Raw genomic sequence first — 14,660 nt, 5'->3', positions numbered from 1 at the left:
AGGTTACGACGTTCGTTTCGATGATTGAATGTGTCGATTTAAAGACGCTTACCTTATATCCTGTGACAACAGTACTTAAGCTTGTGTTGTAAATACGCATGACAGAGCCAGCGATGATTTACAGGTCGACCAAAATTGTCTTAGTGGTAATCCCACCTTGGTCATCGATTATCTTCAGTGTCACCTCGTGCTTTCCGTATGAAGGGAAGATTGACGTGAATGTGCGACCTCGTTTCACCTTTCCGTTTGGAAGTGTCCACTCGGTATCAACAATACGACCATCGCTGTCTGAACTTGTAGACCACATGGTTACCCAGCGGCCCAAGTGAATGTACTTCGCGCTCGCTTCTGGAAGGGCGTTTGGAGATTCAACACTCACTACGGAGCTAAATGAAGCGGTAGCGCCTTTGTCGTCGACAACAGTCAAGTTCACCGTGTATTCGCCCGCTTGCTCGTAAGACCAAGTTGGTGCCACTTCGTTACTTGTTGTGCCGTTCCCAAAGTCCCATAGGTAACGGGCGATCTCACCGTCTTGGTCTGAGCTGAAGTTGTTTGCAGAAACAGTCAGACCAGTCACATTAAGCTCGAAGTTCGCAGTAGGAACGATGTTGTGTTGGCTTACTTTAGATAAGCGAACCACACCGTATTCGTTGTTATCACTCTGATTCACAATATCGACCGCTAAACCAAACTCCGTCAGGATGCGTCCTGAATCAGGCGCTTGAGGCGATGTGTAATCTTGGTCATCCGAGAAGCTAGCATTGCCAACCAAACTGGTATCTTCGAGTACATCGTTGTCGCTGTTTACAAGACGCATTGGAGTATGATCTTTGAGTGAAAACGCTGCGTCTCGAACTTGGTAGCGTGTTTGAGCCGCTTCACCAGAGTTTGCCCACACCATGGCATTTTGGTCTGCATCGACCACGCCTAACCAACCTTCACCAGGGTGTTTACCTACCCAGTTGTCGGTTAGTGATTCGTCGACGTACCAAATGATCAAGCCAGGGTCGAATGACATCAGTTGTCCCATGCGTTTGATGTTCGCTAGGCCTTCATCAACATCCATGTGGCTGCGCCATTGCAATAGATAGTAGTGCTGCGCTTGATGGAATCCATTACTCAGCTTGTAACCATTAAGGGCGAAGGTGGAGTTGCTTTCACCATCGTCTATTGAGGTCACTTCACCATCGACAACAACAGCAAGGTTATCTAAATAGAAGCCTTCCATTGCTAAGCCGCCATCGGTGATGTATTCAAAAGACAGTTCCACTTCTTGGCCTGCCCATTGTGAAACGTCGAACTCAGCGTCGACCCATCCGCCAGATTCGCCGCCAATAGCAGGAACGAGGTCCGTGTTGTATGGATCGTCCATTGAGGTAATGTTTCCTGCAATGGCTTGTCCGTTGATTAGCACGCGCGCAAAGTCGTAGTCTTTTTCAATCTCATACCAAGTTTTGAAAGACAGCAGTGCAGAATCACCCGCTGGGATCATCAACTTGCGAGTCATACTGTTTTTCAGATCATCGCCTTTTTGAGAGTGGAATGAATACTCGCCCTCAAAGGGTTTCAGACTTTCAATCTGCTTTTCAGGAAGATCCACTTTGATCATGTTAGGACGACTGTTATCCGTTGTTTGGAACAGCGTATACACTTGTGGATTGTCTTCTAGGTCATCAATCGAGAGCTGATCATCGTTAACCCAACGTCCGCCAATCGATTTCTGTAGGAAGTGTTTTGCCCAAGAGCTGAATGCCGTTGGTTGTGTACCACCAATTTGACCAGCCCAACTGCCCGAAGACATGATTGACCAGTAAGAAACCGGTTCGCCTCTGCCTGTGTATTGCGTGTCATACTCGTCTGGTAAGCCTAAATCATGACCATATTCGTGGGCACAAACACCTGCAGCCGCATCAATCGGTTGAATGGTGTAATCGAACGCCGCGTATTGGCCACCAAAGCGGTCAGGAAGAGAGCTAGAAGTACCTTCCAGTACATGAGTGCGACCAAGGTTGAATCGGTGAGACCAAATCGCATCAGGGCCTAACACGCCACCACCGGCTTCTTCGCCTACCGATGCATGAAACACCATCAGGTGGTCAATCACACCATCGGGTTCGCGGAAATTTCCGTCACCGTCGTAATCGTAACGATCTTCGATGTCGTAATCGGCAAGGTTGATACTCGGATCTTGAGCTAGTTGATTCAGCGCTTCACGAACCAGTTCTTGGGCGTTTAGGTCGTTGTCGGTGGTAGGGGAGTTGCCACCATAGAATGACGCAGGCTTAGAGGCGCGATACCAACCTGCCGCTTGACCTGCAACGCTGTAGCTGTCACCTGACTCGCTTTGGTAATATTGGCGCATCGAGATTAGGTTCTCGCCATTTGGCCCTGTGTAGCCAGAATTTGAAAACAACAACTCTTGATAATGTTCAGGGTTGTAGCTCTCGTAGAGCATCTGCGTGTGCTCTTCGGTCAACTTGTTGTCATCCCAGTTCAAATCAGGGAAATCGACCAATAGAGCGAGTACTTTATCGGTGCGCTTGGTGCCGACTTCTAAAGCAAAGACACTCGCTTTTTTAACGCCAGACCCTTTTTCTATGGCTTTGAGTATTTTTGCGCGTTGCTCAAGTGCTTTTTTTCCGAATTGAGCATCGCCTTTGAAACCTGAATTGATTTTATTTTTCAAGTAACGGTCAAGCGCATCCTGCTTTGCCACATCGGTTGCATCTTGGTCGACTAAGCCTTGTCTAACTAGCATTTCAATGAGTTTGTCTTCATTAACTACGCCTAAATCAATAGGTGTTTTTGCATAACCACTGACGCTAAATAGAGTAAGCATTGCTGAAGCCAACAATGTTCTTCTCATCATTTTCATTATATTTCCTTTTTATATTTCCATGTCGATATCAGTATCAACTTGCCTTATTCGGATCTGTTGTCCGAGTTTGGCCTAATACACTCTTGTGGTGTCTTATTTAACTGACGTGTGTTTGTTGTATTTTTTTTACCTTCTATCTCTTTTGTATTGGTTGTCTCTTTTCTATTTTTTGAATCAAACGGAGTGCTCTTCACTTTTTTAGCGTTGAGATAGATACGCAAAGCTTCTTGATTTTCCTCATAGGTTAAGCCTGAACAGATAACACCTTGTTTTATCAATAACTTCAGCAATAGTTCGTCGTTCTCAATAGTGGAAGCCTGTGACAGTGAGGAAAAAATTAGAACCATTAAAGCCATTGTTTTGTGTGACATTATTATATCAAGCCATCAGTTTTGATTATGTAACAAAATATATTTATAAATTTTACCAATCAAATGGATAATTATTACAATTAATTATTCGTTCCGGTTTCAACATTTAGAGTTAATATAAAATAAGGAGTGTTATTTATTCTATTGTCAGTTATTTAATGGGTTTTGTTGAATGAATAGTTGATAGTTTGGATGTTTAATAACATTGATTAGGTCGTGGTTATTATTCTGGAGGGCGCTTTATACAAGGCGTTGGGTTCTAACTAATAAGATGATTTTTTATTATCGGTGTTTTAAAATACGCATGTAATAACTGAGTCATTAGTAAATACCCATGCTCAAATTATTTTTACTCAAAATATCAATAATTAGGGTATTGAGAGTAACTTTCAGTGTTTAAATGACGTGAAATTTAACAATAGCAGAGCTGGTCGGGTTGTCACCGCCTGCTTGCTTAAAGCGAGTGAAACGGCTGAGAGAAGAGGGCGTGATTGTCGGTGGTGTGTCCATCATTAATCCAGAACTGACCGGCAGTAAGATGACTTTGGTTGTGTCCGTGGAAATGGAGCGTGATCGAGGGGATATTTACCAAATCTTTCGCCATTCTATTTCAAAGGCAGAAGAGGTCACGCAGTGCTATCAGATATCAGGCAGCTTTGATTTCATGCTGATTGTGACGGTCAAAGACATTCAAGCCTACGAAGACTTTGTGGAGCGAGTACTACGCAAAGATCTGAATATTCGTAAATTCCATACCTCTGTCTCAATGAGAACCGTGAAATTTACCACTGCCGTAAACTTAGATGAGTCGTGACTGTTGGCATGAGAAGATAGTGAAGTTATTAGCTTTGTGAGGTACTTAGCTAATATTTGTATAAATAGCAGGCATTTACACAAAATGTGACGTTCACATTTTGTCATAACTTTAATAATTGTATATATTCCTCGCCTAAAATAATAATTAACCTAAGTTAATATAATGACTGTCAGCTCATCTACTCAATCTCGTGAAACGCTTCTCAGCGAAAACGAACAACTTGTCTCTACCACTGATTTAAAAGGCGTGATTACGTACAGTAATGATGCTTTTTGTCGCATAGCGGAATACAGCCAACAAGAATTGCTAGGGCAACACCACAATATCGTAAGGCATAACGATATGCCGAAAGCCGCTTTTGCTGATATGTGGGTTAACCTAAAGCAAGGTAAAGCTTGGCGTGGCATCGTAAAAAACAAAACCAAATCTGGTGGGTTTTACTGGGTCGATGCTTATGTAACTCCAATTTACGACAATGGTAAGGTGAGTGGCTACCAATCTGTTCGTGTTAAGCCAAAGAATGAATGGATACAAGTTGCAGATAAGGCTTACCAAGGCCTCTTGAAGGCTGAAAAGTCGGGTCACCAATGGTCATTAAAGATCAGTGACAGTGTTCGTTACGCCGTGTTGCTAGGCTCTTTGGCTGCGCCGTTAATTTCAAATCTCATTGAAGTAGGGCAAGTATCACAATGGTTGTTGAGCCTACTTCCTGTTTCAGCATTAGCACTGCTTTTCCGACAAGAGCTGATTGATACTCCACTGCAGTTGAAAAAGCTGCAATCTAAATTCGATAGTGTTAGTCGTCTTGTTTATTCAGGTAATAGTCAGTTCTCTATTGCCGATTTTCACTTAAAACTATTGTCTGCAAGAATCCACACCGTATTAGGTCGCATGACAGACTCAGCCAAGCCGTTACAAGATTTGGCTGACAACCTAAATGCGACGTCATTTGAAGTATCAGAAGCCTTAGATCAACAAACAAAAGACATTCTTCAAGTACGAGAGGCGACTGAAGAGGTTGAAGTCACCGCCAATGAGGTCTCTTCTCGCACAGAAGAAGCGCACCAGATTGTTGATGTGACTTTGCAAACCTGTGCTGGCGCTAAAGAAAGCATTAATCAAACTCATCAAAACTTAGAGAGCCTAGCTTCTCAGGCTGAAAAGGCGACTCAAACGACTTACCAACTGAGCGATCAAGCGCAGAGCGTAAGCAAGATAATGGAAGAGATTGGTGGAATCGCCGAACAAACCAACTTGTTGGCCCTGAACGCTGCGATTGAAGCGGCGAGAGCGGGCGAGCAAGGACGAGGCTTTGCCGTTGTTGCCGACGAAGTCCGTGCATTGTCGGGTCGAACCTCAAAGGCTACGGTTCAGATCAAAGAGAGCATCGATACCATGCTAACGACGATTGAAGGGTGGCAAAAAGATATTCTGGCGAACCGTAAGCAAACGGACGCATGTGGTGATGTTGCGAAGGTGAGTGCAGAGCGCTTGTCGGAAGTCGAAAACCTAATGCAATCCATGAATGAACTCATGCAGTCTGTTGAAAGTTCTGCTCATAAGCAACGTGAGCTGTCGAGTGAAGTCAATCTGCATATGCAGTCTATCGCCTCGACCGCAGAACAAAACTTAGTGGCAACGCATTCTGTGAAAGACCACTCCACAGAGCTAAAAGAACGAGTCAATGAGTTCTACCAACTGGCAAAGCGTTTCGAAGAAAAATAGCCGTTAGATTTAATCCGAATGAGAGAAAAGACAAAAAAAGCCCCGCATTTTCATGCGGGGCTTTCTGTATGCATCAACCCATTGAAGGGCGAGGCAATGTATTCAAGATTAAGCTAGAAGCTCTTTCGCTGTGTTTACTACGTTTTCAGTAGTGAAACCGAACATCTTGAATAGCTCACCTGCAGGTGCAGACTCGCCGAACGTTGTCATACCGATGATCTTGCCACCGAAACCAACGTACTTGTACCAGAAGTCAGCGATGCCAGCTTCTACAGCGATACGTGCCGTTACGTCAGATGGAAGTACAGACTCACGGTACTGCGCGTCTTGTTTGTCGAACGCATCAGTAGCAGGCATTGAAACTACGCGTACTTTTTTACCTTCAGCCGTTAGCTCAGCAGCAGCATTAACCGCTAGCTCAACTTCAGAACCCGTTGCGATAAGGATAAGCTCTGGCTTGCCTTCACAATCTTTCAGGATGTAACCACCCTTAGCGATGTTTGCTACTTGCTCAGCGTCACGATCTTGTTGTGCAAGGTTTTGACGAGAGAAGATAAGTGCAGAAGGACCATCTTTACGCTCGATTGCTAGTTTCCAAGCAACAGCAGACTCAACTTGGTCACATGGACGCCATGTGCTCATGTTTGGAGTTAGACGTAGAGAAGCGATCTGTTCAACCGGTTGGTGAGTAGGACCATCTTCGCCTAAGCCGATAGAGTCGTGCGTGTAAACTTGGATGTTCTGAACTTTCATCAGAGCAGCCATACGCATAGCGTTACGAGCGTATTCCATGAACATTAGGAACGTTGCGCCGTATGGTACGAAACCACCGTGCAGAGCGATACCGTTCATGATAGCCGTCATACCGAATTCACGTACACCGTAGTGGATGTAGTTACCAGAGAAGTCGTTTGCTTCAAGAGACTTAGAACCAGACCACATAGTCAGGTTAGAAGGCGCAAGGTCAGCCGAGCCGCCCATGAATTCAGGTAGCATAGCACCGAACGCTTCTAGAGCATTTTGAGATGCTTTACGTGATGCGATGTTTGCTGGGTTAGCTTGAAGATCAGCGATGATTGCCGATGCTTTCTCTTCCCACTCAGCTGGTAGGTCACCGTTTACGCGGCGTTTGAATTCAGCTGCCAGCTCAGGGTATGCTGCTTCATAAGCTGCAAGTTTCTCGTTCCACGCTGCTTCCTTAGCTGCGCCTGCTTCTTTCGCATCCCACTCTGAGTAAACTTCCGACGGAATTTCAAAAGGACCGTGCTCCCAACCTAATTCTTTACGTGTTGCTGCAATTTCTTCAGCGCCTAGTGGAGCACCGTGACAGTCGTGCGTACCTGCTTTGTTTGGAGAACCAAAGCCAATCACTGTTTTAGTACAGATTAGAGTAGGGCGAGGGTCCGCTTTAGCCGCTTCAATTGCTGCATTGATAGCGTCAGAGTCGTGACCATCTACCGCTGGGATTACATGCCAGCCGTAAGCTTCAAAACGCTTAGGTGTATCGTCAGAGAACCAACCTTCCACTTCACCATCGATAGAGATACCGTTGTCATCCCAGAAAGCAACCAGCTTACCAAGACCAAGCGTACCTGCTAGAGAACATGCTTCGTGAGAAATACCTTCCATCAGACAGCCATCACCCATGAATGCATAAGTGTAGTGGTCTACGATGTCGTGGCCTTCTTTGTTGAACTGAGCAGCTAGCGCTTTCTCAGCCATAGCCATACCAACAGCGTTAGTAATGCCTTGACCTAGAGGACCAGTCGTTGTTTCGATGCCTGGTGCGTAGCCGTACTCTGGGTGACCTGGAGTCTTAGAGTGCAGTTGACGGAAGTTCTTAAGATCTTCAATTGAAAGCTCGTAACCTGCTAGGTGCAGCAGAGAGTAAATCAGCATTGAGCCGTGGCCGTTAGACAGGATAAAACGGTCGCGGTCAGCCCACTCTGGGTTTGCTGGGTTGTGGTTTAAGTGAGAACGCCAAAGTACTTCAGCGATGTCAGCCATACCCATAGGTGCGCCTGGGTGACCAGAGTTTGCTTGTTGTACGCCGTCCATGCTTAGAGCACGAATAGCGTTAGCTAGATGTTTTCTGTTTTGAGGAGATTGATTCATAAGAACTTCCGAATAAAAATTAAGAAAAACAAAATTGATAAAAGTAGGGGAACTGAACGTTCCCCTATTTGAATTTGGTAAGAGTGATTACAGCTTAGCTGCGATCATGTCTTCTAGTTTGCCTTGGTCAACGGCGAAGTTGCGGATGCCTTCAGCCAGTTTCTCAACAGCCATTGCATCTTGGTTGTGGTCCCATAGGAACTCAGCGTGAGTCATCGCTGCTGAACGCTCTTTAGTACCGTTAGAGTCGATAAGCTTCTCTACTACTTCGCCTTCTGCTGCTTCTAGGTCTGCTAGAAGTTGAGGAGCGATAGTTAGACGGTCACAACCAGCAAGCTCAAGGATCTCGCCGATGTTACGGAAGCTTGCGCCCATAACAACAGTTTTGTAGCCGTGGTCTTTGTAGTAGTTGTAGATATCTGAAACAGAGATTACGCCTGGATCTTCTGAAGCTTCGAAATCACGACCTTCTTTCGCTTTGTACCAGTCCATGATGCGACCAACGAAAGGAGAGATTAGGAATACGCCAGCTTCAGCACAAGCACGAGCTTGAGCGAAAGAGAATAGAAGCGTTAGGTTACAGTTGATGCCTTCTTTCTCTAGGATTTCAGCAGCACGGATGCCTTCCCAAGTAGAAGCCAGTTTGATAAGGATGCGGTCGTTAGTGATACCAGCGTCGTTGTACATTTTGATAAGTTGACGAGCTTTAGCAACGCTGCCTTCCATGTCGTAAGAAAGACGAGCATCTACTTCAGTAGAGATACGGCCAGGTACAACTTTTAGGATTTCTTTACCGATGTTCACGTTAAGCATGTCGCAAGTATCTTGAACTTGCTGTGCTTTATCACCGCTTTGCGCTTTTGCGTATTCGATAGAAGCATCGATTAGAGGAGCGTACTCAGCAATTTGAGCAGCTTTAAGAATTAGAGATGGGTTAGTTGTTGCATCTTCAGGAGTGTACTTGCTGATAGCTTCGATATCGCCAGTGTCAGCTACAACAGTTGTTAGTTTACGAAGTTGCTCTAATTTATTGCTCATTTTGATCATCCTATGTATCGCATAACACCTCATTAATGGGAGAGGTGTGGGCATTTGCAAGCTAACTAATGAAGTTCTCAATGGTTGTACCAGTGAGCCAAACTTACATTAATTTAAATTTTTCTCCGAACGAACATTTGCACAGAACATTTGATCGCTCGATGAGTAAATGATGTAGCCATATTTATCCGATCTAGCCCCAAAGTCAACGGTAAATAGTGCTGTATGGTGACTTCAGTCAAATATATTTCACTCTAGTAATCATGGGGTATGCAAGCAAACGTTTAACGAGCAAAGTGAGGTGAATTAATCAACAACAAAACCATGGTTATGACAATGAGCAAATGTACCTTGCTGTTACATATGTTCGGGGTGTAAACTTGTGTATCACTTGCTTAAGCATCGAACATTTGTTCTTCAAGCAGGTAAAATAATTGTTAAATATTGGTTGAGTGGTATATGAGTAAGAATATCCAAGATGTTTCCGAAGAAAACACTGATCTCCTCACTGAAGTCGCGGTTGCTTATTATCAAGATGGTGCCACGCAAGAAGAGATATCTAAAAAGTACTCTATCTCCCGTGCAAAGGTTGGTCGAATGCTCAAGCAAGCCCGAGATGAGGGCATTGTTGAGATCACCGTGAAATACCACCCTGTCTTTAGTGCGAAGATCGAGCAACGTTTGATCGAACGATTTGGTGTAAAGCGTGCGCTTGTGGCACTAGACCAACCGAATGAAGAGAAGCAACGACTCCAAGTAGCCGGTTTAGTGTCTAACTATCTTACCAGTACACTGAAAAACGGTATGGTGGTGACAGTAGGGCAAGGGCGAAACGTATCGTCTGTTGCTCACCACACTGGCGTAATTACGCCACGAGACTGTAAATTCGTGTGTGGTATCGGCGGTATTCACCCAAGAGGCGGTATGTTTAATGCCGACCATATATGCAGGCAGCTAGCCAAAAAGTACGGTGGATCTTCTGAAACCTTATACGCGCCGGCTTATGCCGAGAATAAAGCGCAAAAAACCGCATTTATGGAAAACAGCACCGTTAAGCAGACACTCGATCTCGCTCGAAAAGCCGATGTTGCATTAGTCGGTATCGGTGATATGAGTGAAAACAGCTATATGGTCGACTTAGGTTGGTTTACCGCAGGTGAGGTCGTTCAATCTCGTTTATTGCAAGGAGTCGTCGGTGACTTTGCGGGTTATGACTTTTTCGATGTTCACGGTAAAACAGCAAACACAGTAATGAGTGACCGTGTGATTGGTTTGGCCTTGGAAGAATTCCGCCCAATTGCAGAAGTCATTGCCATTGCAGCGGAGAACAGTAAGCCATTAGCTCTATTAGGCGCACTAAGGACCGGTGTGGTCGATGTGATAGCGACCAGCGTAAGTAATGCTTTGACGGTACTTAACTTGGACGAACAACTTAGCGTGAATAAACCAAACGGCAGTGAATAGTAAGATATTTATGCTTCGTTGAATTCACTATTTGAGTAATCATGGAAATTCCCCCTAATGAAACCAGTGCAATAAGGGGGATAACTATTAGACATGACTCGAATAGTGAATTTGTTCAGCGGTTGAAAGAATTATCACTCTTTAATGTTAAGCCACACTAAAGGAGATAATTATGAAACTGTCATTTATCACACACGCTATTTCTAGCAACAGTGACCAATCAAGTTCTATCTTTAAATCTATTTCTATCTTTGGGCTTAGCTCAATAGCCACGGCTTGTATGCTCACACCTACAGTACATGCCGATGATAAAGTCGTCGCAGGGTATTTTGCGGATTGGCAATATCTGAATAAAGACAACCCCTATACCGTTGACGACATACCTGCAGACAAGCTCTCACATATTATTTACGCCTTCTTGAGCATGTGTGGTCCTCATAGCGGTACTGGTGAGCCTGTCCAAAAACAAATTCAGCAGCAATGTGCAGACAAACAACCATATACCGCGATTATTGTGGATAAAGAAGCTGCGTTAGAAGTCGATTTCGGAGACGTGGGTGTTGATGTCGCCTATAAAGGTCACTTTGCCCAGTTAGCTCAATTGAAGAGCGAAAATAAAAATATCAAAATATTGCCCTCATTTGGTGGGTGGACAATGTCTGAACCTTTCCATGCGATGGCGAAAGATCCTAAAGCCATTGCGCACTTTTCAAAAATTGCTGTTGAATTGATCCAAAAATACGACTTCTTTGATGGTATTGATCTTGATTGGGAATACCCAGGAGGCGGCGGCTTAACCACTTCGCCTTGGAACCCAGAGACGAAACTAACGGATGAGCAAAAAGCGCTAGAGCGTGAAGCTTTTACTCTTTTAGTAAAAACAATCAGAAGTGATTTGGACGCTCTATCAAAGACGACTCAAAGAGATTACGAGCTTTCAACGGCTGTCGGTGTTGGTGCTAAGGCAGCTCAAATTGACTGGAACGCAGCTAGCCCATATCTGACGAACATGTTTGCGATGACGTATGACTTCCTCGGAGGCTGGGGAACTCAAACAGGTCACACAACAAACTTACATGCCACCGAGCGTAGTTGGTGGGGAATGGGAGCTGATGTCTTCATTAATCAGATGATAGAGCAAGGTATTCCTAGCGAGAAGCTCGTGATCGGGGCGGCTTTTTATGGTCGAGGTTGGCAAGGGACAAAAGACTTTGCTGGAGAGCTGCCTAAAGGTGACCTAGTTTCTGAACAAGGGGCGCAGTTTGGTACCGGTGAAAACGGTTACTTCATGTTTTGGGATCTTATGAATAACTACAGCAACAAACAAGGTTATGAGTATAAGTATGATGAGCAAGCTCAAGCACCTTATTTGTGGAACCCAGATAAAAAAGTATTCATATCTTTTGAAGATCAGCGTTCTATTAAAGCAAAGGCAGAATGGGCGAAGAAATCAGACCTAGGCGGCATTTTTACTTGGGAATTATCAGGAGATCCTTCCGGACAGTTGATCGATGTTATGCATAGTGAAATGAATAAAAAGTGAAATGAATAAATAACCGAACAGAAAATATCTAGAAAATAAGGTAGGTGTTTATCTGCCTACCTTATTTAGCTCGTCTATTTAACTCGCGTTCTTAAACAGAACATTCCGCGTGCTCGGTCACTTTCTTGTTTAGGTGAGTAGCCAGCTCATAATAAGGAATAGGGCGAGAGAAGTAATAGCCTTGCATTAAGTCACATCCACATGCCTTTAGAATTGCGAAGTGTTCGTTTGATTCTACGCCTTCTGCTAATACCACCATGCCGAAGTTCTTACCGATTGCGATGATGTTTTGCACCATGGTGAGTGACTGCTGATCGACAGCAATGTTCTCAATAAAGCTCTTATCGATTTTAAGTTCATCGATAGGCAGTGCTTTCAACATACTTAGTGATGAATAACCTGTCCCGAAATCATCTAAAGAGATCTTTATATTCTTCTCTTTGAGGGCTTCAAAAGTCGGTTTCACCAAAGTCACATCTTCAATGAACAAGCTCTCGGTAATTTCTAGCGTTAAACAGCTAGGAGAGAGTTGATACTTTTCTAGTGTCGCGAACAAGTGCTCAGAGAAGGATTGATGAGAAAACTGACGCACTGATATGTTGATCGACAGCCCGATCTTTTGTTCTGTTGTTCGGTGCAAGTGGGCGATCTGCATAATGCTGGACTCAATAATAAAAGTCCCCAGTTTTTGCATTAAACCCGTGTTCTCTGCTATCGGTATAAAGACATCTGGCGGAACAAAACCCAATTCCTCATCAATCCAGCGCACGAGTGCTTCTACACCATGAATACTTTCATTTGCACGAACCAGCGGTTGGAAAACCATGAACAGCGTTTGTTTCTCGATAGCGATGCGTAGCCTTTGTTCTACTTTCATTTTGTAGAGATGAGCATCTTGCATTTCCGTTGTGAAAATACTGTACGAGTTTTGCTGCTGTTTCGCTTTGTACATTGAAATATCGGCAGAACGTAACAGGCTATCCAGATCTTTTCCGTGTTCTGGGAAACGCGCTACGCCGATGCTGCAACCTAACAAAAACTGAGCGCTTTCAACTTCATAAGGTTGAGAAAGCACTTCAATAATGCGCTTGGCGAGTCGTTTAATTTCAGCTTCATTCGACAAGGGCGTCAAGAACAAAAACTCATCACTGGATTCACGTACCAATAGGCTGAGGCGAGATCGGAACCTCATCAAACGCAAAGCGATCTGTTCGAGAACCTTATCTCCAAAGTCATGCCCGTGGGTGTCATTGACGCATTTAAAGTTATCGATATCGATAAACAACAGCGAAAACGGCTCTGACTCATCGTCAATCCATTTACCAATGTTTCTACGCATGTACAAACGGTTTGGCAGAGAGGTTAAAGGGTCATGGTTCGCCTGATAAATGAGTTGGCTACGAGTCCGTTGTTCATTCTTGGCAATCGACTTAACCAAAAAGTAGAAACCAAACTGAAGAAAAATAAAGGCAACGAAAAGAATGCTGAACTCTTGTATGAATATACTATCGACGTGAGTTAGATCCGTACGTCCTACCACCCATAATTTGTAGTTTGGGATGTATTTCGCGCTCATCAAAGAGTGGTACTCTTCATCGTCGACGACAAAAGAATAGGTTTCTTGCCCATTCATCGCTTCTTGTACGCTAATTCCGAAGTGGTCGGTAAAGATACTTGCAATACGCTGTATGACATCTTTGCCGACTGGAGAGGAATAGGCACTCTCAGATTCAATATCACTTGAATAAAACTGGCGATAGCTGTCTTTTCTGATCAGGCTTAGTGTATTGAAACTTCCGGCGTGAGCATTATTTTCAAATACGATCGTTGCGTCTAATCGTAGCCCTGCGGTCATTACTGCATCGGTTTTCTTGCCATTGATTGAAATGGATTTTCTCAGCGGGATGACTAAGCTATTCAACGAATCTTGAAAATAGGTACGGCCAAGCACCATGCTACTGCTTGATAGGGCGTCTAGGAAGGAGCCTCTGGTTGGCGCGTATTGCAGCAAGTTCCTTTGATTCGCAAGTTCGAGATTTGAGCTAATCGAGAGGTAATCACCGTCGGTGTTCAACAAGCCAAACGCTGCTATCGCAGGGTGGGTCTCAAGTAGCTTGTCTAATATTGGCCTAATCTGGATAGATGCAGTACGTGTGAAATCAGACTGTTGAGCCAGTTGATGGCCAACCACTTCTAATAAGGCTTCTTGACTGGTCAGCAGCGAGTTGACGGAGCTAGAAAAAAGCTCAACCTGAATGTGTTGCTGCTCTATGAAGTCGTCTCTGTTTGCTTTCCAGTTTGTTATTCCCAACGCGGCGAAAAGTATCAGGGTCAGTAGTACGACAAACACGTACAGCGACCAGATATTTTGCTTAAATAGAGCCATGAGATGCCTTTGTTGGTTACTACTTTTAACAGACTGCAAGTGACAAACTATTGGGTTGTCAGCGCGATTCATGCAACGAAAAATACAAACATCAATGATGAAAGTATTAATGATTAAATAGTGTAACGACTACGAGCAGAGATTCTTGAGTGAAAAATTAGTATTCATAACGTCGATAACGATTAGTTTATGATTAATCACGAATTATGGTTAGCAAGTTGATGTGGGTTACAAATCAAACGGCGTGAATCGAGTCTTGGTCTCAAATGAACATAGCTTTGACTGCGACATAGAGGCTTACTTCATGAGACGTGGGGCCATCA

At 44.2% G+C, this 14,660-nt stretch carries 8 protein-coding genes and 1 pseudogene; 4 read left to right on the top strand and 5 right to left on the bottom strand.

Going from position 1 to position 14,660, the window contains the following annotated elements:
- Positions 1 to 118 precede the first annotated feature (118 nt).
- Together ACED46_RS11500 and ACED46_RS11495 are read right to left on the bottom strand one after the other, a co-directional pair.
- Entirely contained in the window at positions 119 to 2,875 is a 2,757-nt protein-coding gene (locus tag ACED46_RS11500) for an immune inhibitor A domain-containing protein (protein ID WP_371721480.1), read from the bottom strand.
- A 47-nt stretch (positions 2,876 to 2,922) separates the two neighbouring features.
- Entirely contained in the window at positions 2,923 to 3,249 is a 327-nt protein-coding gene (locus ACED46_RS11495; protein WP_371721479.1) for a hypothetical protein, read from the bottom strand.
- A gap of 409 nt (positions 3,250 to 3,658) precedes the next feature.
- Between ACED46_RS11495 and ACED46_RS11490 the strand changes: the two are divergent.
- Positions 3,659 to 4,063, top strand: a pseudogene (locus tag ACED46_RS11490) (Lrp/AsnC family transcriptional regulator); the annotation flags it as partial.
- Between the two features lie 165 nt (positions 4,064 to 4,228).
- Entirely contained in the window at positions 4,229 to 5,791 is a 1,563-nt protein-coding gene (locus ACED46_RS11485) for a methyl-accepting chemotaxis protein (RefSeq protein ID WP_371721478.1), read from the top strand.
- Between the two features lie 108 nt (positions 5,792 to 5,899).
- On the opposite strand, the gene tkt is transcribed toward ACED46_RS11485, so the two are convergent.
- Together tkt and tal are read right to left on the bottom strand one after the other, a co-directional pair.
- Entirely contained in the window at positions 5,900 to 7,906 is a 2,007-nt protein-coding gene (gene tkt, locus ACED46_RS11480; protein ID WP_371721477.1) for a transketolase, read from the bottom strand.
- A gap of 87 nt (positions 7,907 to 7,993) precedes the next feature.
- A complete protein-coding gene (gene tal / locus ACED46_RS11475) occupies positions 7,994 to 8,944 on the bottom strand; it encodes a transaldolase (RefSeq protein ID WP_371721476.1) in 951 nt (316 codons plus the stop codon).
- A gap of 459 nt (positions 8,945 to 9,403) precedes the next feature.
- Here tal and ACED46_RS11470 point away from each other — a divergent pair, with 459 nt between their 5' ends.
- Together ACED46_RS11470 and ACED46_RS11465 are read left to right on the top strand one after the other, a co-directional pair.
- Complete coding sequence (locus tag ACED46_RS11470) at positions 9,404 to 10,408, top strand: sugar-binding transcriptional regulator (RefSeq protein ID WP_017065721.1); 1,005 nt, start codon at positions 9,404 to 9,406, stop codon at positions 10,406 to 10,408.
- Positions 10,409 to 10,580: 172 nt separating this feature from the next.
- A complete protein-coding gene (locus ACED46_RS11465; protein ID WP_371721475.1) occupies positions 10,581 to 11,951 on the top strand; it encodes a glycoside hydrolase family 18 protein in 1,371 nt (456 codons plus the stop codon).
- A 91-nt stretch (positions 11,952 to 12,042) separates the two neighbouring features.
- Here ACED46_RS11465 and ACED46_RS11460 read toward each other — a convergent pair whose 3' ends face one another.
- Positions 12,043 to 14,337 (bottom strand): putative bifunctional diguanylate cyclase/phosphodiesterase, encoded by a 2,295-nt coding sequence (locus tag ACED46_RS11460; RefSeq protein WP_371721474.1) that lies wholly within the window; start codon positions 14,335 to 14,337, stop codon positions 12,043 to 12,045.
- Between the last annotated feature and the right edge of the window lie 323 nt (positions 14,338 to 14,660).

It is taken from the genome of Vibrio sp. 1S139, from assembly GCF_041439475.1.
In the GTDB taxonomy this organism is placed as follows: domain Bacteria; phylum Pseudomonadota; class Gammaproteobacteria; order Enterobacterales; family Vibrionaceae; genus Vibrio; species Vibrio crassostreae_C.
This window is presented reverse-complemented; position numbering and strand designations above follow the sequence as displayed.